This is a genomic window from Hydrogenophaga intermedia (assembly GCF_000723405.1).
GTDB classification, from domain to species: Bacteria; Pseudomonadota; Gammaproteobacteria; order Burkholderiales; family Burkholderiaceae_C; genus Hydrogenophaga; species Hydrogenophaga intermedia.
Genome location: NZ_CCAE010000001.1, coordinates 15,736 through 37,535, shown reverse-complemented (window position 1 = coordinate 37,535; position 21,800 = coordinate 15,736). Strand labels below are relative to the sequence as shown.

Sequence of the window (21,800 nt, the reverse complement as noted above, 5' to 3'; positions counted from 1 at the left end):
CTCACACGTCCAGCAGAGGCTTGTGCTTGATGTGCCGCGCGAACACCTGCATGAACTGCGGATCGACGCGCGCCCCCCATACCGCGAGCGAATGGCCGACGATCCACATCACCAGACCCGGAATCCACAGTTGCAGGCCCAGTCCCACGGCGGCGGCCAGCGTGCCGTTGGCAATGGCGACCGTGCGCGGCGCACCGCCCAGCAGGATGGTTTCGGTCAACGAACGATGCAGCGGCACCTCGAAGCCGCTGGCGAACTCATCGGGCGCACTCATACGACAGCCCCACCGGAGAAGCTGAAGAAGGACAGGAAGAACGAGGACGCCGCGAACGCGATGGACAGGCCGAAGACGATCTGGACCAGTTTGCGAAAGCCGCCCGACGTGTCGCCGAAGGCCAGCGCCAGGCCGGTGGCAATGATGATGATGACTGCGACGATGCGCGCCACCGGCCCCTGGATGGAGTCGAGGATGGCTTGCAGCGGCCCTTCCCAGGGCATGCTGGAACCGGCCGCGTGCGCCGTGCCGGTCGCCAGCAGGAATACGACCGCCAGCAGCAGCCCCTGTTGTGCTGGCCCGGCCAGGCACCGTAGGCGTGCGAGCAGGGAAAGCGGATTTACGGAAATGCGGGAATCATGAGAAACGTAAGCAGGCGTCATGGCAGTTCTCCAGAGTGGGTTGAGGACGGGGAAGGAAGCGGCGCGAGCGCGTCGTCGAGTTGGTAGCCCTGACCGTCGAAGCCGGTCACGCGGGCGACGGTCTGGACCTGGCGGGCACGGCCGCGCCCGGCAATGAAGACAATGACGTTCACCGCTTCGGCGATCAGCGCGCGCGGCGGCGTCATGGCGACTTCGAGAATCAGTTGTTCGAGGCGCAGCAGCGCGCCGTGCGCGGAGCTGGCGTGCAGCGTGGCAATGCCGCCGGGATGCCCTGTGCCCCACACCTTGATGAGGTCCAGCGCCTCGCCGCCGCGCACTTCGCCGACGATCACGCGGTCGGGGCGCAGGCGCATCGTGGCGCGCACCAGTTCCTGCATGCTCACAACCCCGGCGCGGGTGCGCAGCGGCACATGGTCGCGGGCAGAACACTGAAGCTCCACCGTGTCTTCGAGCACCAGCACGCGATCACCAGTGCTGGCGATTTCGGCCAGCAGCGCATTGGCGAGCGTGGTCTTGCCGGTGCTGGTGCCGCCGGCGATCAGGATGTTCTGGCGCTCGCGCACGGCGCGGCGCAGGAACTCGGCCTGCTCCGCACTCAGGATGCCGTCGCCCACGTAGTCGGCCAGGCCGATTACGCCCACGGCACGCTTGCGCAGGGCGAAGGCCGGACCCGGCGCGGCCGGCGGCAGGATGCCCTCAAAGCGCTCGCCGGTCTCTGGCAGCTCGGCGGTCAGCAGCGGCCGGCCGCGATGCACCTCCGTGCCGACGTGCGCCGCGACCAGGCGGATGATGCGCTCGCCATCGGCGGCCGACAGCGACTCGCCGGTGGCGGCACGGCCCGTGGAGAGCCGGTCGATCCACAGCGCACCGTCCGGGTTCAGCATCACTTCCACCACGTCCGGGTCTTCGAGCGCGGAAGCGATCAGCGGCCCCATCGCCGTGCGCAACATGCGAATGCGCCGATCCAGCGAGGTGACAGAGGACGATGGCGGCTGCGGGACGGCACTCATGCGGCAGCCTCCTGCGCGCGTTCCTGCGCTTCGGCCAGCGCCGCCGTCTCGTCCAGCCGCTGCGTGTCGGGCTGGATCTCCTCGTAGACTTCGCGCACGAGGCTGCGCCCGCGCAGCAGGTGGCGGCCGAGCTGTTCGATGAACTGCTCGAAGCGCGCCTTGCCCTGTGCCTTCGCGGCTTCCTGATGGGCCTCGGGCAGCGGTGTGCTGACGGTCAGGTAGTAGCGCACGAACAGCGCCAGCGTTTCGATCTGGATGTTCTGGTCGCGCTCCAGCTTCTCGAACTGGCGCGACAGGCGATCCAGCCGCTTGGCCATCGCCGCTTCGCGCTGGTCGGCCGCATCCGGCGACAGCCAGGACGCGAGTGCGGCCGCGACGATGCTGGATTTCGAGACGCCTTTCTTCGCGGCCAGCTCGTCCAGGCGCTTCGCATGGTCGCGCTCGATGAACAGGTTCAGGCGATGGCGGGAATGAAGATGGCTCATAGCTGGATTCCGTCGTCGGGGTTGAGGGCGGCCAGCCGAGCCGCGCGCTGCAAGCGCGGGTCGAGCTGGGACGGCAGGGGAAGCGGCAGATCGTCGTCGTCATCGAGCAGCGCCAGATCGCTGGCCGCGTGCTCGGATTCAGAGCTGTAGGCGACGACTTCGGACAGCTCGGGCTGTTGGCGCGGGCCGCCTTCGTTGGCGTCTCCCAAGTCCGAAGCCACAGCGGGCACGGCAGGCATGGCGGGAATCGCCAAGGCGCTCCAGTCATCGGGCCGCGCGGCCGGGGCATCGGCGTAGCGGCCCTGCGCCAGCGTGGGTGCTGGCAACACGCGGCGCTTGAAGTTGGCGTCCGCGTAGTAGCGCAGCTTCTTCGCCTTGATCGGCGGATGGCCGGAGACCATCACCACGGCGTCGTCGGGTGGGAGCTGCATCACCTCGCCGGGCGTGAGCAGCGGGCGCGCCGTTTCCTGCCGCGACACCATCAGGTGCCCGAGCCAGGGCGCGAGCCGATGGCCCGCGTAGTTGCGCTGCGCGCGCAGCTCGGTGGCGGTGCCCAGCGTTTCGGAAATGCGCTTGGCCGTGCGTTCGTCGTTGGTGGCGAAGGTCACGCGCACATGGCAGTTGTCCAGAATCGAATGGTTCTGGCCGTAGGCTTTGTCGATCTGGTTGAGCGACTGCGAAATCAGGAAGGCGCGCAGCCCGTAGCCGGCCATGAAGGCGAGCGCGGATTCAAAGAAGTCGAGCCGGCCGAGTGCGGGGAACTCGTCGAGCATCAGCAGCAGCTTGTGCTTGCGCTCCACGCCGTCGCTGCCATCGAGCGATTCAGTGAGGCGCCGTCCGATCTGGTTGAGGATCAGACGAATGAGCGGCTTGGTGCGGCTGATGTCCGACGGCGGTACCACGAGGTACAGCGATACAGGATGCTGCGCGGAAATCAGGTCCGCGATGCGCCAGTCGCAGCGCGACGTGACTTCGGCCACCGTGGGGTCGCGGTACAGGCCAAGGAAACTCATCGCGGTGGACAGCACGCCGGACCGCTCGTTGTCCGACTTGTTGAGCACTTCGCGCGCAGCAGACGCGACGACGGGATGCGGTGCATCGCCGAGGTGCTTCGTCGTCATCATCCGATGCAGCGTCACCTCGAACGGACACGCGGGATCGGACAGGAAGTTGGCGACGCCGCGCAGCGTCTTGTCCTCGCTGGCGTAGAGCACATGCAGGATCGCGCCGACCAGCAGCGCGTGCGAAGTCTTCTCCCAGTGGTTGCGCCGCTCCAGCGCGCCTTCGGGATCGACCAGAATGTCCGCGATGTTCTGCACGTCGCGCACTTCATGCGCACCGCGCCGTACTTCCAGCAGCGGGTTGTAGGCGGCGGACTTCGCATCGGTAGGGTTGAATAGCAGGCAGTGCGAGAAGCGCGAGCGCCAGCCGGCGGTGATAGCCCAGTTCTCGCCCTTGATGTCGTGGATCACGGCGGACGCGGGCCACGACAGCAGCGTGGGCACCACCAGGCCGACGCCCTTGCCCGAGCGCGTGGGCGCGAAGGTCAGGACGTGTTCTGGGCCTTCGTGTCGCAGGTACTGGCGGCCATGCAGGCCGAGGAAGACTCCGGATGGCTGGGTCAGCCCGGCTTTGCAGATTTCCGCGGCATCGGCCCAGCGGGCCGAGCCGTAGGTCGTGACCAGACGAGATTGGCGCGAGCGCCAGATGGACATGCCTATGGCGACCACCACGGCCACCAAGCCGCTTCCGCCCGCGATGGCGCCACCAATGTCAAAGACGTGCGACGCATAGGCGTCGAAAAGGAACCACCACTCGAACAGCTTCCACGGGTGGTAGATCGGCGTGCCAAGGAAATCGAACCACGGCGAGCCAAGACGTATCTGATAACCAAGGGTCGCAGCTGTCCATTGTGTGGCGCTCCACACTCCGGCGATCACGATGCTGAATACCACGGCAATCTGACCGAACAACACGTTCGTCCCTTGCATCTCCCGGCCTCCGATTTCCCCTGCGCGCACTGCGTTCAACGTGCCGCTGGTGTCAGGATCGGTGCCGGGTCAGTGCCGGTCAAAGACCGTTATCGGGAGAAAGGTCGAACAAAAAGCAAGAACTCGCGCAGGGGCGTAGGCAGAAAAAAAGCCGCAAGCGATGGCGCATTGCGGCGTGTTTGACAGAAATTAAATGATTCGTGGCGAACTGCCTACAATCAAAATTTGGGCGGATTCTCCAGTGATGTATACGGCACCTTGCCGTCGCCATAGAAGCGCTTGCGCGTTGCCTCAGAAACCCGGTTGCACAACTCATTGCCCAGCTTGGCTCGTTCCAGCTTGCATTGCTGACGCAGCTCTTTGAGGCGCTCGGGATTAGCTGCAAGGGACTCCACCGTTTCAATGGTGGTCTTGGTCGCGATCGGGTTTGACTGACCGCATGCGGTTAGCATCAAAGCGAGCAGAAGCAGGATGATCTTCTTCATAGCTCGATATCCTTCAAAGCACCAGATTTTGAGGATGCAGGCCAATCAGGATCGTTCGACTCCATGGACGCCAGCCGTTCAATGAAGCGAGCCAGCATCTGCGACGGTTCGGCGTCCCTACGAAGCAGGTAAGTAGTCAACAAGGGTGGCTGTCCCGCAAGCGGGCGCGCCACGACGCCTAGCTCACGACTGAATGCGATGTGCGCGCCACCCGCAAGGCCCAATGCCAAGCCGGCCGATACCAGCATCATCATCACGTCGAACGTCGCCACACGCTGCGCGATCAGCGGCTCCCGTTCCTGTCGGCGCAGGATGCGATCAACTTGGCGAGCATGGCCTTCGCATGCTGCGGGATCACCCAGCACGATCGGGTAGCGCAGCACTTCTTCCAGCGGAATTCGTTTGTAAGCCAGCACGGGATGACGCGCGGGCACGGCTACCATCAACTGGTCTTCCCAAACTGGATTGACGATGATGCCGTCGCCGGCCTCATCGGCCATGGAAAAGCCCGCGTCGTACAGATCATCATGCAGGCCCTTGATCTGCTGATCCAGCGGCACTTCGAAGAGCCGGATTTCGATTTCTGGATATTCTTCGCGGCAACGTGCCAGTAGCGCCGGCAGGCGCGATGGTGTGATGCCATCAGACAAAGCAATGCGCAACTGCCCGTGAAAGCCATTGGTAGCCGATTTCACGCTTTCACGCGCCTGCTCCAGGACTGCAAACACGCGCGGAATGTGATTGAGGAACAGCTTTCCGGCGAGAGTCAAGCGCGTGCTGCGAGTAGTGCGCACAAAGAGCTGCACGCCCAACTCCTCTTCCAGTTCCTTGATAGCACGTGATAGAGGTGACTGCTCGATGTGTAGCCGCTCAGCGGCACGGGCAAAGTGGAGTTCTTCAGCAACGGCCAGAAAGCAACGCAGATGACGAAATTCCACTGGACGATCTCCTTTGTGTGATAGCACCACCGACTGCTTCGATCGTTGTGGAAGCCTTAGCCTTGATCGCCATCATTTGCGTTAGCCGTAAAGATGGTGTCCCCAGTCAGAGGTGCGAGGAGCAACAGCACCGCCTCAACCCAGCGCTGGAACTAGCGAACGTTGCAGCTTCGTGTTCGCGCGGGGCACGTCGCTGTAGGTCAAGGAAGAGGCGTCGATGCGGCGGTCATTCCTTGGTCTTTCGTGGATGGAGGTCAGAACGCGATCTGCGTGCGGGCACCAACGGCTTGGTACCTCGCGCCAATGTCGCCACCGCCACCCGTTCGCTTGTCCACCGTGCCGTTGATGTAATTAAGCATGAAGCGGATGTTGCTGTTCACATACCAGTTCAGGCCGAGCGTGAGGTTCTCCTGCCGGCCGCCGAAGATGTCCCTGTCGTTGAGATCAATCATGCTGTAGCGCGCAGCAATCTCCCATGCGCCCCAGTCGCCCATCCTCCAGTCGAAGGGACGACTTGGCGCAACGCTCCCATAAGAGCCGGAGCTTGCGCTGTAGCTTCGCTTCTCGCCGGTGAGGATGTAGCCACCCTGGATGTAGTAACCACTGAAGTCGAGGCTGGGCCCGTTGCCGGGGGTCGGCTCGACGTTGAAATCGAAATATTCGCCCTGGAAGTGGAAGCTGCCCAGTGTTCCGGCCAGTTCCGCGCTCAAGACGCGCGCGGAGTCGATCGGAAGAGGACCGGTGCCCAAGATGCGGTTGCCGTCGATGCGCATCTCAATCCGGTCTCGCAGGTTCAGTTCCGAGGCGCCCGTCGGCGCATCGAACAGGTACTGCACGTCGCCGCCGATCAGGAGCGAGGCGCTGTCGGTCAGAACCGGCAGGAACACCACCCGTCCGGTCGCGGCGGTCTGCCTTGCATCGTGCGATGTCCTGCCGGAGGCCGGTCCCGTCAGGAAGGCGCCGGCCCACCATTGCCGGTCGTTGGCGGTAATGCCGAAAGCGGAACGCGTGGCTCCGCCGATGCCGGCGGCGACTTCCACGGGCGCGGCTCGCTCCATAAAGGTGATGTTGTTGTTACTTGTCGCTCGGTCGAGCATGTAAGGCACGCTGAGAATGCCGCCCCAGATCTTGAATGGTTTGAAACCGCTATAGGTAAGGTAACCTTTGTCGAAGACCGCGCTGGTGGCGCCGCCGGACCCGCCGCCCTCAAAGACGAGGTTGTACTCCCAGTCGTCCAGGAACGTGCCGATAACGCCAAACTGCGCTCGGCGCGCGATCGCGCCGCCGACAAGGTCCTGCGGCGTCGTGGCTATGGTGTTCGGCCGGTAGTTGTAACCGCCGAAGTCGAGCTGCAGGCGGCTCGTGAGAGAGATGCAGTTTCGTCCGTCGGGGCTACAGATCGTCGGCCGGTTGCTGGAGGACACCCGGACGCTAGGTGCGTCGGCGGGCGTCGCCGTTCTGGCCGCAACCACCTGTTCGGCGGCCCCTCTGGCTTCTTCCCGCCCCTCCGCAACGTCCCCTTTCAGGGTCGCGACTTCGTTCTGCAGCTTGCTGATTTCCGCCTTCAGCGCCTCCAGCCGGGCGCTGGCGGAATCCTGCGCGGCGGCGGGTCCGCCGGCGAGGATCGCAGCGACAATCGCCGTCGCCGTGAAGATTCCGCATCGTTTCACGCAATTACATTTACGCGGGCGAGGACAAGAATGGTCCGGTGCAGGTTCCAAACCACTTCGCTTAATGTGCCTGCTCACGAAGATCCTGCTCGTACTGAATTGCCCAGTCCCCGACACACGCTAGTCTTCCAATGGTTTTGGAATGGACCGCCCTTTGTCCTTTTCAGCCACGATGAATTCGAGAAAGCGGAGTCTCTCCGTTGAACTCGGATTCCAGTGAGCATGAATGGTGCCGGCCGGAACGAGCAGACTGTCGCCAGCGCGTAGAGTGACTGGCGGTTCACCTTCCTCCTGCCAGATGCCAGTGCCGGAAAGGATGTGGAAGGTGACCGCAGCCGGATGAAGGTGCCGTGGATTGATGCCACCCGGCTCATATTCGACGTGATAGACGGCGACTTCCTGGTTAGCCGTATCGGGCACGGCTGTCTTCAGCAGCGGCGCATGCGGGATCACGCCGATTCGCCTTTCCTGAGCGGAGGCCGGTTGGGTGTAAGCCATACATAAAACTCCTGTTATCGCAATGACGATGCTGAAGAGAGCGCCTTTGGTCACACATTGCCTCCCAACCTTCAGAGATGCCCAAAGGCCGGGTCCGACTGGAACCGGACATTGCGCTGGCGATAGCCAGTTGAAAACAGAGCCTGAATTAGCGAAGTAGTGCATGTGAGCCTCCGTAAGAAATTTGATTCTTTCAAGGCATATTAAGGTAGTAGGCATTGTCAGACAAACGACTTTAACTTACCATTCCCCCAAGAAAAAATTGGGGTCTCACATGATGCGACAGTTGCCCTCGCTGAACGGACTGCGGGCTTTTGAGGCGGCTGGCCGGCATGGCAGTTTCACTGCCGCGGCAAGAGAGCTGAACGTCACCCAAACTGCGGTAAGTCGCTTGGTCCGTCTGCTGGAAGATCGTTTTGGCTTTCCTCTGTTTCTGCGACATGCGAACGCGCTTGAACTGACGGCGCAAGGGCAGGCGCTGCTGTCCGGTCTGACTGATGCTTTCGATTCCATTGCCCGGCTCACCGAAAGCGTTACGGCAATGCGTAGTGGCCCGGTGCTGACGGTTGGAGTCGGTCCAACCTTGGCGATCACTTGGTTGATCCCGCGACTGGCAAGCTTCTATCGCAGCCATCCCGACGTCGAAGTGCGCATGGCGACGGGTGGCGCAACTCGTCCGGTACGCGATGACTGGACCTGCACTATCCGACGCGATACCGACGCGTTGCCAGGCTACGATGCAGAACGCCTATTCCCGAGCGCCGTCGTGCCGGTCTGCACCCCTAAACTCGCATCGACGCTGCGCTCGCCTGACGATTTGCGCGACGCGATTCTCATCGTCGTGTCCGACATGCCCAATGAATGGCCGTACTGGTTCGAGGCTGCGGGCTTGCGTTCTCCCGTGCACCCCGCCAGTGAAGTGTCGTTCGAGAGCAATGTCATGGCGATGCAGGCAGCGCTCGACGGGGTCGGAGTCGCTATCGCTCAAATCCCTTACGTCAGCGACGCCCTGGCAGCGGGCCGGTTGGTCGCGCCATTCCCGATCGTCGCGCACACAGTCGGGAGTTGGCTTCTAGAATACCGCGCTATTCGAAAGGAAGATCCGGCACTTCTAGCTTTTCGCGCTTGGTTGCACCAGGAAGCTGATCTGGCGCGTCAAGTTGAGATCGTGCTAGGGCGTGCGAACACAAACGGAAGCGCTCGGCGATCAGCAGGCCACCCGCCGCGCGATTGACGCCGGCTTCGAGACGTGGAGCTGCATGGGGCATCCGACACTAGACGGATATGCCCTTGGTACGTCCGATTTCCCACGACACGCCACCGCCTCGCACCGTGGCGGCGATCTGCTGTCCCAGTCTCTGTTCGATCACCGGCCGCCACGGGACCAGACGGAACCCAATGCCGTCATCGAGCATCGCATAGCGCCCGCTGGCAAGTATGATGCTGCGCCGATAGATGCCGGCCACGCGCTGCCCGTCGGCCACTGAGCGATGCTCCAGCCCGGTTTCGGTGGCAATGTCCTGCGCGGCCTGCGTCAGTTCCCGATTGCGCAGCGTCGCCAGCAGGTTGCGCGCCAGGATCACCCGCTGGCCGCGCCGCTCGGCCAGTCCCTGTTTGGCCAGGAAATCTGCCCGATTCTGTAGCGCGTCCTTGACCTCGCTGCCAAAGCCAAAATCTCCAAATCTCTTGCCGCCACCGATCAACTGCTGATCCAGCCAGGTAGCCCCGATCACGTGAGCCTGCCGCTCGATGGGCAGGTGCGATTTCAACTCCACGGCCACGCCGCCCAGGCGCTGCGCGTCATACTGATGCCCGCGTGCGGGCAGATCGTCCGGCACCTTCCACAGCCCCTCGGCCACACGCTCCACGATACCGGCCCGGCGCAGGGCTTCCAGCCGACGGACATGGGCCGCAACGACTTCCTGCGGATCGCGGCCGGCCTGCGCCTGACCTTGTGCAATCGCCAGGTGATGATCGGTGCGATACAGCCCATCGCTCGCCAGCGCGGCGATGTTCCTGTCCGCCGTCCGCACCTCGGCGGAACCGTGCACTTCCACCACAGCGCCGGTCGGGTAGTTGCCGGGTGCGTCGCGGGCGTTGAGCGCGACATAGTGGGCCTTGCCATCCACGCCGTCGATGATCAGATAGCCCCGGTCGAGCAGTTCGTCGGCCAGCCCCTTGGCGGCCACCCGGCCGATGACGGTTCGGCCGTCCTCACCTGGCTCGAAGACAGCCAGCTCGCGCGGCTGGCCGCTCATGGCCCGTTGCATGGTGCGGATGATGTCGCCGCGCTCGCCCATCGCGCGCAGCGTTGGTTCCGCGTCGGCATGAACGGCCCACACACCAGGCTGGCTTTCACTCGCTAGTCCCATGCGCTGCAAGCGTTGCAGGCGGCCAACCAGCAGCAGGCGCTGGCGTTGCAGCCGGGGTTCGTTGAAGTGTTCGACATGCACCAGGCCGTCCGCCGCTTCACGCTGTAGGGTACGGTCCAACCCCGTCCACCGTTCCTGTTCCACCTCGCGCGCCATGCTGCGCTGGATCTCCAGCTCGGTGCGAGGCCCGAGCCATTCGGTGGCGAGTTCGGCGGCACGTTCGCGCATGCCGCGCGTGATGTACTCCTGCGAGATGATGAGGTCTTTGCCGGTGTCGTCCTTGCCGCGCAAGACGACATGGGTGTGCGGGTTGTCGGTGTTCCAGTGGTCCACCGCCACCCAATCGAGCTTCGTGCCCAGGTCGGCTTCCATGCGGGTCATCAGGTCGCGGGTGTAGCGCCGCAGGTCTTCCAGCTCGGCGGCATCTTCCGGCGAGACGATGAAGCGGAACTGGTGACGGTCCTCGCGGCCACGTTCCTCGAAGGCGGCCAGGTCGGCGTCGTCGGTGGTCGTGCTGTACGCCTGCCCCGGCTCGCCGTCGCGGCCGACGCCTTCGCGCTCGATGTAGCGCAGGTGCGTGATGGTCGAACGCGCGCCGGCCTGCTTGAGATACACCAACCGCACCTTGACGGTGGCGCGGCGCGAGGTCGCGGACAGCGACTGCCCGGTGAAGCGCGCGGCGACGTGGCCGCGCCCCAACCGCGAACCGGGTGCCTTGCCGCGTTTGCCGCCGGTGGCATTGGCCGCTTTGCTGGCCTGGCGCAGCACCTTGGAGACGAAGGCATCGCCGCGCTGCTTCGGCGCGCCGGGGCGCAGGCGGAAGCGGTCGGCGTCGTCATTGCTGCGCCGGCTCATGCGGCAGCTCCGGCGAAGTGCAGCGCACCACAGGGCGTGATGCACGCGGTTTCGCCAATGCCCGTGCGGCATTGACGCTGCTCGCGGCACGGTGCCGCGATAGGGCGCGTGCCGCGCCAACCCCACGTGCAGACTGGCTTTGTGCGCACCGTGGTGCCGCACCCTTCAATCTTGCCCTGCATCTTCCCCCGGCCTGACGGCACGGGGGGGGGCGATGCCCCGGCGGCGCTGCGCATAGCGCAGCTTGGCCGCCGGCGAGCGCCCGCCATGCCTGCGGCATGGCGCGCTCAGGGCAAGCTGTCTGCACGGGGGAATGCCGGTTGCTGCGCGGTGCGAACGCACACGCGCTGCACCGGCCTGAACACGGGAACGACATGCCGAACGGCGCGCTGCTGTGCGCCGTCACGGCTGTGGCTCCAGGCGGATCGGTCGCGCCACGCCGAGCACGGCGACGGCGCTGACCGGCCCGAAGTAACGGCTGTCGAACGATGCCGGGTTGGTGTTGCTCAGGAGGAACAGCTCATCATCGGCGAGCGGACGGCACTGTGGCCAGGATGACAGCGGCCGGCCCCAGCGATCGGTGCGCAGCACGGCGGCTATGGGCACGCCGTCGATACGCACGATGCCATTCACGATGCAGACGTGTTGCGGCGCGACCGCGCCAACACGTTTGAGCAGCGGAACGTGCGACGGCAGATAGCCGCGCTGCGCGGCGAGCGCGGCGGCGTCTGCCGGCAAGGTGGTCAGCACGATGCTGCCAACGTGCAGCGCGTGCGCCGGTTCGATGCGATACCAGCCGACCGGCACGCTGTCGGACGGGTTGTAGACGATGCGCGCCGATGGCTGCACGAAGGCCGCCCAGGCCAGCGCAGCGAGGCCGCAGGCAGCGAGTGCAGCCAGTGCGAGGCGCGCGCGATGGCGCGAGCGAGGAACGGCGCTTGTGGTGACGGTCGTGATGTTCATTGCAGTGCCCTCCCGGCCAGCCAGGCCGCATGACGTTCGGCGGTGTAGTCCGGCAGCGGCAGGCGTGCGGCGAGACGGTTGCCGAGCGTGCGCCAGTACGCGGGCGACACGTCGGCGGGGTCGATGCCCAGCGCTTCGATGGCGTCGATCCGTGCGAGCACGGATCGCGTTTTCTGTTCGCCTTCGGCGTGCAGCAGCAGGCGCGCACCAGGACGAATGCCGGGGATGTTCTGCATGGCATCCAGCGGCGTGCAGGCTTGCAGCACCAGGAGCTGCCAGCGCACGGTGCCGTAGTCGTTCGATTCCCAGCGGATGCGGCAAAAGACCGCCGCCGGCAGGAACACCGCGCAGCGCCGCCAGCGGTCGAGCTGCACGGTGCGAGCTGGATGGCCGAAGCGCAGATAGAGATTGATGCGCTGCTCGATGTAGGCGAGCGACACGCGCGTGAGCGGCACGCGGCTGTCGAGTGATGCGAGCGGCTGCGGTGAAGACGGTGGCGCAGCCATGACCGCCTGCGTGGCGGGGTTCATGGCGTGTGCTCCGGGAACTCGCGTTCCAGCAGCGCACGCAGCAGCTCGGCTACCGTCACGCCCTGCGTGAAGGCCGATACCTTGATGCGGGCGCGCATGGAGGGCGTTACATCGAGGGTCAGGCGCGCGGTGTAGAGGTCGCTTTTCTGGACGCCGTTGGCGTCGCCTTGGCGAATCCAGGCCTCGGCCTGCGGATTCGCCGGCGGTCGCACGCCGATGGCGATGCGCTTGCTACTCATGGCGACCACCTCAGCAGCTCGTCGGTCAGCGCCGTGATCTCGCGTGCAGCAGCGCTGTCTGGCGCGGTTTCTCGTGCAAGCCGCCCAGCGGCCACGCTGTCGGCGAAGACGATGCGCTGGCGGATTTCCGCGTGCAGTGCGGGCAGCGGCTGCTCGGCGAGTGCGCCACGCGCTTCGCGTCCGATGACGGTGCGCACCACACGCCGGTTGATGACGAAGGCCGCGCGAAGCGCTGGCCTGAACAGTTGCGCCTCGCGGATCAATGCCACCATCTCGGCGCTGGCCCACAGGTCGTAGGGACTCGGTTGCACCGGCACCAGCACGCGGTCGGCCGCCAGCAGCGCGGAGCGCGCGAGTGCGGCGATGCGTGGCGGGCCGTCGATGACAATGTGATCGCAGCGGCGTGCCAGCTCCGGCGCTTCCTGGTGCAGCGTTTCGCGTGCGAGGCCCACGGCGCTGAACAGCCGTGGTAGCCCCTGCTGGCTGCGTCGCTGCGTCCAGTCCAGTGATGAACCCTGCGGGTCGGCGTCCAGCAGGATGACCTGTTGACCGCGCAGCGCGAGTTCACCCGCGATGTGGGTGGCGAGCGTGGTCTTGCCGACACCGCCTTTCTGGTTGAGCAAGGCGACGATCATGGCGCAGCCCTCCGTTGCGGAAAGCGGCTCGATGAACGGCCTGAAAAACGCCTTTGCTGTTGACCTTCAGCGGTTATCCACCGGCCCAATAGCAAGGTCTTGTTACTCGTTAGATAGCTTCTAAAGTTAGATATAAAGTTAAGGGCCGGAAAAATCCTTGTGGCCGCTGAAGTTAGGCGCGATTCGCGCGCCTGATAGCACGATAGGGGTGCGCCTGATAGCACGAGTCCCGGCGCGCCCGATAGCACGAGCCCATTCACAGCTTGTCCCGTTTTCATCCCCGCAGTTATCAACGTGCCGTGGACGGCACGGGGCGGAAGGCCAGAATCTCCGGCGTGCCGGGCCAGCGCTCGACGGACAGCACATAGCCAGGCAGCGATTGCCGAGCAGCCAACGTGCGCAGGTCGCGGGCGAAGTCGCGAGGCTGCGCCAGGCTGCCCGACTTGCGATACAGGTAGGGGAAGTCGAACTGCCAGCCGTCGCGCTGCTTGCCGCCGTGCTTGCGCACCAGGCGGTACAGCCAGCGCTCGATGCCGCCGGTGAGCTTGAAGTAGGCCGGGTCGATGGTGAGCACCAAGGCTTCGTCCAGCACGCCAGCAAAGAACCAGTCCGGCAGGATGAGTTCGAGGCCGAGCGGCGCGCCCCTGGCGTCCGTGCGCTCCTTCCATTCGTTGATCCACGAGAAGCGATGCAGGCGCCGCCCCGTGGTCTCGCGGATCGACGTGGCAATCGTGGTTGATTGCAGGCGATCCAGTGCAGCCTTGAGGCGCTGGTAGTCGCGCAGCGACGTGCCGCGCCCGATGAAGCGCAGGATCTCGTAGGGCGTGGCCTGCATCCTGCGCGACGGGCGCAGACCTGAGTCGCGCGCTTCGACGATCTGGCTGGCGGCCCAGATGAGGATGTCGGCATCCCAGATGGTGGCGATGCCGTGCTCCTGTGTGCCTTCCACGCGCACGGTGACGCCGCCGGAGCGGAAGTCGATCGGCGCCGTGCGCCGCGACTTGGCCAGCGAGAAGAACGGATAGGCCATCATGTCTTGTGCGTCGCGCGGCGCCATGTCGCCCGGCAGCGCGCGGAACAGGTCGAGCTGTTCGCGCTCTTTCTCCGAGCTGGACACGACGAGAACCATCCGCGCGCCGGTCGTCAGCGGCCATCGCGGTAGTCACCGGCGTGGCGCTCGGCGTACTCGGGGTCGGACGTGGCCTCGAAGCTGCGCGCGTCGGCCCAGGCATCGAGGTCGGCCACCGAATACATCACGCGGCGGCCGAACTTGCGAAAGCGCGGGCCGCCGCCGATGACGCGCTGCTTCTCCAGCGTGCGCGGCGACAAGCGCAGGTAGTCGGCGGCTTCGTCGTTGGTCAGGTAGCGCGAAGGCTGGGCGGGTTGTTGCGTGACAGCGGGAGCGGCTTGCGGCCGCAGCGGTGCGGGTCTCATGGCGTGAACCTCCATCGGTCTGAATCGCCGACCGCGACAGCGCGGCCGGATGGAGGCAGTCTCAGAAAAGAAAGGCGCTGTGCTCAGGGACGTTTTGCGAAGGATGCGAAACGTCCCTGCGTGTGTGGATGAAGCTGCGCGAGACGGCGGTAGCCGCCGCGCATCAAGGTCTGGCCCCGCCGCACCAGGCGGCGCACGCGGGCACGCAGCGCGCCGTCGGCGTGCCAGTCCTTGGCGACCGCCGCAGTGCCGAACAGCACGTCAGCCACGGCGCGCAGGGATGCACCGGCCAGCGTGCCGTCGAGCGCCTGCAAGGTGCGCAGTTCCAACAGCGCGGTCGTCGAAGGGCGTGCCCCGGCCAGTGCCGTCGGCGCGACCGCCACCAGTTTGTCCAGTTCTCCCACCAGTGCGCGGCAACGGGAACAGGGATCAGGCGATGCACGCATGGCATAGGCGTAGGCCATGCCATCCGCCAGATCGGACGCGAAGGCCAGGCGCAGACAGCAGCCGGCCCAGCGGGTGGCGAGCACCAGCCGCCGCCCGTCGTGGATCAGTTGCTTGCGGCCCGGCAGATGCCAGAACGCAAAGCGTGCGGCATCGGGCGGCGGGTCCGCATCGGGATAGAGCTGCACCACGCTGTCGTGATCGGGGAACCAGGCCGGGTGCGCGTCGCGCGCATCCAGGGCCGGGTCTTCCAGCAGGCGCAGGCCCCAGTGCTGCGCCGCTCCGGGATGACGGCGACGGCGCAGCCAGTCGCGCCGGTAGTCGGGGTGGCGGCGCAGGTATTCCCACGCCAACGCGGGGCCGTCCAGGTGCAGGACGTAAAGGTAAGCGGCACCGGGGTGCCAGTGATCGGACTCTGCCATGACGCAGCCTCCTGTCGGACAGCAGGGCTCGTCGCCACGGGCGTCAGGGGGAGCTACGGCTTCATCGGCGTATCGTCACGGGTACTCGCTAAACTGGCGGTGTCAAGACCGATTGGCTCCAGGGCATTGCACAGGTCGTCCGAATGCGACGGCTGCGCGAACGATGATGGTGCGCAGCAATGGACACGGTGCCGCAAGCCGCGTCGGGAATCAGGACTGTTTTGGTCATGCACGCACTTCGCCGGTGCATGAGTGCCGATTGATGCGTGGGCGGTCTGAACTCAGACCGAAATAGACACAGTGCGCCGCGCTTGGCGGCACTGTGCTGACCCACGATCGCGGGCCAGCGGGGCCGGTCAGTCGATGATCGACCCGTTGCGCTGTGCCAGCCGCGTGTACTCCGATAGCGTGCGCGTGGCGACGAAGTACAGATCGCGTTCGACGGGCAGCTTCAGCGGCCCAACGATCGACGCCAGCTCGGACAGCCGCACGGTGCCTTCCTCCGGCATACCCAGGCCCAGGTCGCACAGGCCGAAGGCGGTGTCGCCATCCTCGGGATCGAGTTCGGTCAGCAGCCAGGTCGCGTGCGCGTCCGGGGTGAACAGCTTGACCACCGGCAGCGGGTCGATGCCCGCGCCTTCGGCGCGTGCGCGGCCGTTGGCGAGCAGTTGCGCGCGTTGTTCGTCGGTAATGAGTGTCTTCATGGTCGCTTCCTCTTGAAGGGTTCGCTCCACGGCGGAGCGAGGCGACACAGGGCGCACGCGGCCAGCGCGGCCGTCATACCCCAACACGGTTCGGTGCGGGCCGGGGTTGACGGCAAGCGGCGTGCGCCAGGCTCGCGTGCTTGTTCGCTGTGGGGAGAACCGGGGAAGCGGTACTGATCCGCACGAAGCCGACGAAGCACGCATGTGCTTGCACGCCAATCCGCAAAGCCGGATTTGCGGAAGTACGAAAAGCCTCGGAGCAGGCGAAGCGGATTTGCAGAAGCTCACGGAACCGTACTCGCGGCAATCACCGAATCCACGGAAGCACGAAGGCGGCAATCCGCCTTTGCGCATCCACCCAAAGCCGGCCGAGCGGGCCAGCAGCAAGTGCTCGAATCGTAGGGCAAAAGCGAGGAAAGAGTTATCTTTAACGTGGTTTTAATTGTGCCGTGAATCGACGCTTCTATGCATGCAGAAGCGTCCAATCCAGCGCGGCCGGCCAACCGGCGCCACCACCTTCGAGGCCGAGCCGGCACGGGCTTTCGGCGAGGCGGTGCGTGCGCTGCGCACGGAGCATGGCGTGGCGCAGGAGGCGCTGGCGCATCTGGCCGGCGTCGAGCGCTCGCACATGGGCAAGGTGGAGCGTGGTGAGCATATGCCGACGCTTGCGCTCATCCTCAAGATCGCGCGAGCGCTCGGGTGCAGTTCGGCCGAGCTGATGGCGGAGACGGAACGCCGCCTGGCGGCGTCGGAGTCGTAGTGCGAGAAGCGCCCCGCCACGGTGGGCGGGGGCGATGCTCAATCGGCCTTGCTACTGCCACCCGACCTGGCTGACTTTCTTCCGCGCTGTGCAGGCACTCCGGTGTCCCAAAGGCCATGTGCTCGCAGCAACTGCGCGGTTGCCACGCCGTCCATAATCACGTAGCGGCAAGGGGCTGTAAATGAGCGATGTAGGGCGTAAGCCTCCACGGTCTTGCGCACGGCCGCGCCGACGTTGTGGCAGTGCTGAACGATATAGACCTGCGCGGGAGTATTGAAGAGGCGATAAATCTGGTCGGCGTTCTTACCCAGGTCGCGCGGCGTCATCGGATGGAATTTGGCCGGCCCTTTGAGCAGAAAGGCGCCGGTCTTGCGTTCGCCGTCGATCAAGAGCCGGTCAGAGAACAAATCGCTCTCTTCTCCGCCCCAATCCTTGGGAACATCGTGCTCATTGAGCAGATGACAGATCAACTCCTTGATCTTGTGCTCGGGAATATCAGCAAGACGGGCAAACTCGGTCTTGGAAGGAATCCATGTTCTATCCATGCCTGCAAACTGCTCAATGTCGTTGGGCTGCAACTCCAAGGTTGAGGCGAAAGGCAACGGCATCGACGACTGACCGCTGACCAGATCCCCGATTGCATAGGGAATCGCACGGATGGTATCTGCGGTGACGTCGGCGATGTAGGCGAAGGCGAAGAGCCGAGTCGATCCCGCCATGCGGGTGTAGGCCGTGTCGTTTACAAGGCCGTTCTTCGAGAATTCGAGGACGAGCTTCTTTCCCTCCATTGGCTCGTCGAGTTTCTCGGTCAACGTCAACGCCGATTTCTTGTTGGCGTAGCCGAAGCCTTTGCCATAAAAATGTCCGTTGTAGATGAAGGGAGTGCCAGGCTGAATCGCGTTCTCGACCGCAAGCTGTTGCAGGGTCTTGATACCACCCGATGCAATCGCATCCAGCACGTAGCTGCCGACAGCGCTGCCGAGTATGGCTGAGGTCATGGGTACGTCCTTGCCTTGCAACGTATGGAGGACGTGGGGCGGCAGCCCCTCCGTATTGACCAAAGAGAGAATGCGGTCGCGGCTGAGGTAGAACGCCATCAGCTTGGCCGTTGCAGAAGCGCGTATGCTGGTCGCTGGAGTGCTATTCATCTTGGCAGCGACCTTCTCAGTCTTGCGCTAGCAGATGGCGAACGGTCGCAACCGCTTCATGCCAACTGTCCGTGACCAGTTGCATCACGCGAGCATCGGCTCCTCCTTCGTTCTTCTCTTCAAACCAGCTTTGGTTGTGATTGTTGATGCGATCACGATAGCCCGAACCTCTTCCCCATTCGCTGTAGCACGTCTTCCAGAAGTTGGCGTCAGCGGTCATTTCATCCGAATGAATGCTTTGTCCAACCAGTTGGGCCTTTCGGACAAGCGCATCGAAGCCGGCCTCCATCGTTCTGACTGTTTGATGGATGAGGTCGTGGGCATCACTGAACTGGTCGTCTTGCAGCAGGTTCTCGGCGATCTCCTTGAACTTCTGCAACTTCGGTTCGGCAATACCGGCAGCGATGCGCCGGGCACCGTGACTGAGTTGGTGGGCATAGTTAAGATTCCACCAATCGCCGTCTCTTACGATGGCGGCATAGACGGTGCGCGGGTGTGCGGTGCCCACAGCCGCCACCAGACTGTCGTGGACATGCCGCTTGGTTTGTGCCGGAATTGCTTCGTTGTTGTCCAACCAGATCGTCAGACGACGCGCTGCGGCCGCCATCGCCCCCCGAGCCTGGTCTTTTTCGTAGTTCTCAAGCATGGATTTGGCGCCGGCGATGATTTCGCGCAACCCATTGCGCTGCCACTCCTGCACGGCGGTGATGCGGGCACGGATGAAGTTCCGCAGTTGCTCAGGCGCATCCTCCGCGGCATTGAAGAACATGACAGGCAAGTGGTCGAGCCCCATAGGTTGCAGCTTCAACTGCACTTCTTCGCCCTTGACTTCATAGCCTTCTTCGGCCGACTGCACGGGGAAACCATTGTCCTTAACAGCGAGTGCTTCACTGGGGCGCGGCAGCGCAAGGATGGCTGCGTGACTATCCAGTGTCCGAACCCCTCCTTCCCGAGCGCGGGTCAGCAATTGCCGCACGGCAGTAGCTGGCGCTTCATTGAACACGGTGCATAACACGACCACGGTATGCGTGTCATCAAAATGAACTTCAAGATCGCCGCGTTCAGCGATGTCGTCGATGCCTTGCGTGTCGATCAGTGTGACCGAAACCGATTCATCGCCCAGGATCGCGACAGGCACGACCAACTCGATCCGGCGCGGCAAAGTGAATTCCTCGCTGCGGCCGTTGTTGACGCGCTCGAAGATTTCCTGCAACCAATCGAGCGGCGGCTTGCCCAGGGTGTCGTCGTGCCAGATGTCGCGCCGATCGCGCTTGTGCAACTCCATGCGAGACAGGATTTCCACAGACAGCGACTTGGCATCGGTGAACCGCGCAGCCAGCTCACGGGCTTCATCGACCGCAGGAATGACGGAGCCGTCCGAGCGTTTTTCGCTGCGGCGACGTCGAAGCCCGGTCATATTCCGCAAGGCACGCTCGACCTCACGGGAGATTCCCGGCGACGCGCCGCCTTCGCCGTCATCATTCACTGAACGCGACGCTTGTGGAGGATTCACAAGAAAGTTCGCGAAATCAGCAACGTGCCGCCGTACTTCATCTTCGGTGCACGGCTCCACGATAAGCCCATATCCAGGACCGCGCCGTACATGCACTTCACAGATAGTTATGCCGCCAGCGCCGGTTTCCAGGACAGCTTTTGGCATTCCCTTGCTGCCCGGAATTTCAAGACCTTCCGCGCGGCAAATCGCAGTGGACTTGCCCACCGCAATGGTTCCTATGAAGGCCGCCTGGTAGCGCTTGTCCGCCACGCTCGCCGCTTTGGCGAGCAATTCTTCCTGATAGCGAACCAGACGGCGCTCGTAGAACTGTTTCACATCGGGGCGCTCGGCAAGCGCATGCACCTGTTGCGCCGTCTGTTCCGCTTCCCACAGCAGGTCGGCATCCGGATCGCCGAGGGTCGGCTCCGGGATCATCTGCCACTGGCGCTCCAGTATCTCCCGCAGCTTCAGCGCGTCAGCCGTGCCGATGCCATCGAGCACGGTCTGAAGTTCCTCCGGCGCCAACGGTCGGTCGCCGTTCTCGACGCGGGATAGCACTGCGGCGCTCCAGGTGAGTTTCTTTGCCAGTTCGTTCTGCTTGAGCCCTGCTTCATCGCGCAGGGCAGCAATGCGCTTACCAATCGCCGCGTCTCTGTTCATCGTTGCCTCCAGAATTTATGGAAACGATACAGAAACGTTTCTGAAACGTCAATAGTAACGTTTCAGGAAGCCATGCGCCACTCCCGGACGCTAGCCGACACGGGCAATACTGGCGCTTGTGCTCTCGGAGTGAGGCGCCCCGCCACGATGGGCGGGGCGCCGGGGCGGCCGTCAGGCCGCCGGCTTGCTGCGCGACCAGATCAGGTTGTGCGAGCCGTCTTCTTCTTCGATCAGGCGGGCGTAGATGGTCGCCGGGAACGACGGATCATCCAGTGTCACCGACAGGTAGGGCCGCTCGGCCTGGCTGACTTTCTTCCATGCCGCGCCGATGTCGTAGCCGCCCGCCGCCTGGATGCGGAAATCGGGGGCGTTCTCGCTGCCTTTGTCGTTGGGGACGAACTTGACCTTGACGTTGAGTGTCAGGGTGCGGACCGTGCCGGTGAAGCCGTCGTTCTGTGCGGTGAATGTGCCGATGTTGGCCATGATGTTTGCTCCTTTCGGGTTGCCAAGGTCGCGCCCATCGCGTCCTTGTTGTGATCCGGTCGGCGGGGGACGGGCTGGCTGCATCGCGCAGCGGCCGCAACAGCGTGGAGGACCGGGAGGCGCAAAGAATTTGTCCCGCGAGGAATGCGCGCAGCGCAGGGGAAATTGTTTGCGCCGGACGGTTGCAGCCATGAAGCCCGAGGCGCAGCCGTGCTCCCGCCAGGATTCACAACGAACCAAGGACGCAACGGGCCGAACTGACCCGAATGGAGCGATGGCCAGCTCGGCGCTCCGCATGAAGGCGTTGATGGCACGCGCCCGAATGCTGGCAAGGTCTGGCCCACAGCGACAGGCGGAATGCCCACCGCATCCAGCGGCGGACGGTTTGAGGCGTGGTGTGGATGCGTCATGGCAAGGCCGTGGGGCATGTCGGTGAACAGGCCGGCGTGACGGCCCGGACAGCCCACCATCAGCGTCGAGGACGGCACGTTTTCGCACAACCGGGCGCAGCAAGGTGCAGCGTGCTCCGGCGCACTGCCCACCGTGGCGGGATGCGGGCGTCACTGACTACAACTGGAGCGGTGCACCACCTTGGTGTAAAGTGGTGCATCATCTGATTCGAAAGTGTTTAGGTCATGCCTGCAACAAAGCCGATTGCAACCTCAAAGCCCAAGCGTGATCCGGCTCCGAGGGCGTCCGTGACATTCCCGCCCGAACTCTACGAAATGCTGGAAGCCATCGCCCGGAGCAAGAAGGTCTCCGTAGCATGGGTCGTTCGCGACGCAGCAGAGAAGTACGTCGCTGAACAGTGGCCACTTCTGGAGAAACAGCAATGAACGCAGTGCTTGCTGTGAGGCCGGTCAAGTGGCAGGCCACGACGACCTTGGAACCCATAACCTCCCGGACTGAGACCAATTCGCGG

The 21,800-nt window shown here is 64.2% G+C and carries 24 protein-coding genes; 3 read left to right on the top strand and 21 right to left on the bottom strand.

Annotated features, from left to right (window positions below):
• Position 1: 1 nt before the first annotated feature.
• The 9 genes from BN948_RS00170 to BN948_RS25975 form a co-directional block, all read right to left on the bottom strand.
• A complete protein-coding gene (locus BN948_RS00170; protein ID WP_009518842.1) occupies positions 2–274 on the bottom strand; it encodes a VirB3 family type IV secretion system protein in 273 nt (90 codons plus the stop codon).
• Positions 271–657, bottom strand: a complete 387-nt coding sequence (locus tag BN948_RS00165) for a TrbC/VirB2 family type IV secretion system protein (protein WP_009518843.1) — start codon at positions 655–657, stop codon at positions 271–273. The genes BN948_RS00170 and BN948_RS00165 overlap by 4 nt, the downstream gene beginning before the upstream one ends.
• Positions 654–1,667 carry a P-type conjugative transfer ATPase TrbB gene (gene trbB / locus BN948_RS00160; RefSeq protein WP_009518844.1) on the bottom strand — a complete coding sequence of 338 codons (1,014 nt, stop codon included), beginning with the start codon at positions 1,665–1,667 and terminating at the stop codon, positions 654–656. The genes BN948_RS00165 and trbB overlap by 4 nt, the downstream gene beginning before the upstream one ends.
• On the bottom strand, positions 1,664–2,152 hold the full coding sequence (locus BN948_RS00155; protein ID WP_009518845.1) for a ribbon-helix-helix protein, CopG family: 489 nt from the start codon (positions 2,150–2,152) through the stop codon (positions 1,664–1,666). Before BN948_RS00155 ends, trbB begins: the two co-directional genes overlap by 4 nt.
• Positions 2,149–4,143 (bottom strand): conjugal transfer protein TraG, encoded by a 1,995-nt coding sequence (locus BN948_RS00150; RefSeq protein ID WP_009518847.1) that lies wholly within the window; start codon positions 4,141–4,143, stop codon positions 2,149–2,151. The genes BN948_RS00155 and BN948_RS00150 overlap by 4 nt, the downstream gene beginning before the upstream one ends.
• 218 nt (positions 4,144–4,361) lie before the next feature.
• Positions 4,362–4,628, bottom strand: a complete 267-nt coding sequence (locus tag BN948_RS00145) for an EexN family lipoprotein (RefSeq protein WP_009518848.1) — start codon at positions 4,626–4,628, stop codon at positions 4,362–4,364.
• Complete coding sequence (locus tag BN948_RS25980; RefSeq protein WP_081921843.1) at positions 4,625–5,566, bottom strand: LysR family transcriptional regulator; 942 nt, start codon at positions 5,564–5,566, stop codon at positions 4,625–4,627. The genes BN948_RS00145 and BN948_RS25980 overlap by 4 nt, the downstream gene beginning before the upstream one ends.
• A gap of 254 nt (positions 5,567–5,820) precedes the next feature.
• Positions 5,821–7,236 (bottom strand): OprO/OprP family phosphate-selective porin, encoded by a 1,416-nt coding sequence (locus tag BN948_RS00135; RefSeq protein ID WP_009518850.1) that lies wholly within the window; start codon positions 7,234–7,236, stop codon positions 5,821–5,823.
• A gap of 120 nt (positions 7,237–7,356) precedes the next feature.
• Positions 7,357–7,734, bottom strand: a complete 378-nt coding sequence (locus BN948_RS25975) for a cupin domain-containing protein (RefSeq protein WP_009518851.1) — start codon at positions 7,732–7,734, stop codon at positions 7,357–7,359.
• A gap of 274 nt (positions 7,735–8,008) precedes the next feature.
• On the opposite strand from BN948_RS25975, the gene BN948_RS25970 reads away from it, so the two are divergent.
• The gene (locus BN948_RS25970) at positions 8,009–8,968 is read left to right on the top strand and encodes a LysR substrate-binding domain-containing protein (RefSeq protein ID WP_009518852.1); all 960 of its coding nucleotides are present in this window, start codon (positions 8,009–8,011) and stop codon (positions 8,966–8,968) included.
• Between the two features lie 40 nt (positions 8,969–9,008).
• Here BN948_RS25970 and BN948_RS00130 read toward each other — a convergent pair whose 3' ends face one another.
• The 9 genes from BN948_RS00130 to BN948_RS00090 all read right to left on the bottom strand — a co-directional run bounded on the left by BN948_RS00130 (position 9,009) and on the right by BN948_RS00090 (position 16,332).
• Positions 9,009–10,961 carry a relaxase/mobilization nuclease and DUF3363 domain-containing protein gene (locus tag BN948_RS00130; RefSeq protein ID WP_009518853.1) on the bottom strand — a complete coding sequence of 651 codons (1,953 nt, stop codon included), beginning with the start codon at positions 10,959–10,961 and terminating at the stop codon, positions 9,009–9,011.
• Positions 10,962–11,363: 402 nt separating this feature from the next.
• Entirely contained in the window at positions 11,364–11,918 is a 555-nt protein-coding gene (locus BN948_RS00125) for a S26 family signal peptidase (protein WP_425444239.1), read from the bottom strand.
• Between the two features lie 2 nt (positions 11,919–11,920).
• Positions 11,921–12,454 carry a DUF2840 domain-containing protein gene (locus BN948_RS00120; protein ID WP_009518855.1) on the bottom strand — a complete coding sequence of 178 codons (534 nt, stop codon included), beginning with the start codon at positions 12,452–12,454 and terminating at the stop codon, positions 11,921–11,923.
• Entirely contained in the window at positions 12,451–12,693 is a 243-nt protein-coding gene (locus tag BN948_RS00115; protein WP_009518856.1) for a hypothetical protein, read from the bottom strand. The genes BN948_RS00120 and BN948_RS00115 overlap by 4 nt, the downstream gene beginning before the upstream one ends.
• Positions 12,690–13,328: a ParA family partition ATPase gene (gene parA, locus BN948_RS00110; protein WP_009518857.1), complete on the bottom strand. Its 639-nt coding sequence runs from the start codon at positions 13,326–13,328 to the stop codon at positions 12,690–12,692. The genes BN948_RS00115 and parA overlap by 4 nt, the downstream gene beginning before the upstream one ends.
• A 289-nt stretch (positions 13,329–13,617) precedes the next feature.
• Complete coding sequence (locus tag BN948_RS00105) at positions 13,618–14,457, bottom strand: replication initiator protein A (RefSeq protein WP_009518858.1); 840 nt, start codon at positions 14,455–14,457, stop codon at positions 13,618–13,620.
• Positions 14,458–14,471: 14 nt separating this feature from the next.
• Positions 14,472–14,762: a helix-turn-helix transcriptional regulator gene (locus BN948_RS00100; RefSeq protein WP_009518860.1), complete on the bottom strand. Its 291-nt coding sequence runs from the start codon at positions 14,760–14,762 to the stop codon at positions 14,472–14,474.
• An 83-nt stretch (positions 14,763–14,845) separates the two neighbouring features.
• Positions 14,846–15,628: a DUF2285 domain-containing protein gene (locus BN948_RS00095; protein ID WP_009518861.1), complete on the bottom strand. Its 783-nt coding sequence runs from the start codon at positions 15,626–15,628 to the stop codon at positions 14,846–14,848.
• Between the two features lie 356 nt (positions 15,629–15,984).
• Positions 15,985–16,332: a DUF2958 domain-containing protein gene (locus BN948_RS00090; RefSeq protein ID WP_009518862.1), complete on the bottom strand. Its 348-nt coding sequence runs from the start codon at positions 16,330–16,332 to the stop codon at positions 15,985–15,987.
• A 469-nt stretch (positions 16,333–16,801) separates the two neighbouring features.
• Here BN948_RS00090 and BN948_RS00085 point away from each other — a divergent pair, with 469 nt between their 5' ends.
• A complete protein-coding gene (locus BN948_RS00085; RefSeq protein WP_009518863.1) occupies positions 16,802–17,092 on the top strand; it encodes a helix-turn-helix domain-containing protein in 291 nt (96 codons plus the stop codon).
• Between the two features lie 38 nt (positions 17,093–17,130).
• Here BN948_RS00085 and BN948_RS00080 read toward each other — a convergent pair whose 3' ends face one another.
• The 3 genes from BN948_RS00080 to BN948_RS00070 all read right to left on the bottom strand — a co-directional run bounded on the left by BN948_RS00080 (position 17,131) and on the right by BN948_RS00070 (position 20,878).
• Positions 17,131–18,189 carry a hypothetical protein gene (locus BN948_RS00080; protein ID WP_009518864.1) on the bottom strand — a complete coding sequence of 353 codons (1,059 nt, stop codon included), beginning with the start codon at positions 18,187–18,189 and terminating at the stop codon, positions 17,131–17,133.
• 67 nt (positions 18,190–18,256) lie between these two features.
• Positions 18,257–20,395 carry a helix-turn-helix domain-containing protein gene (locus BN948_RS00075; RefSeq protein ID WP_009518865.1) on the bottom strand — a complete coding sequence of 713 codons (2,139 nt, stop codon included), beginning with the start codon at positions 20,393–20,395 and terminating at the stop codon, positions 18,257–18,259.
• Between the two features lie 171 nt (positions 20,396–20,566).
• A complete protein-coding gene (locus BN948_RS00070) occupies positions 20,567–20,878 on the bottom strand; it encodes a DUF736 domain-containing protein (protein WP_009518866.1) in 312 nt (103 codons plus the stop codon).
• Positions 20,879–21,576: 698 nt separating this feature from the next.
• Between BN948_RS00070 and BN948_RS25960 the strand changes: the two genes are divergently transcribed.
• Positions 21,577–21,714 (top strand): ribbon-helix-helix domain-containing protein, encoded by a 138-nt coding sequence (locus BN948_RS25960; protein WP_236953864.1) that lies wholly within the window; start codon positions 21,577–21,579, stop codon positions 21,712–21,714.
• Positions 21,715–21,800 lie beyond the last annotated feature (86 nt).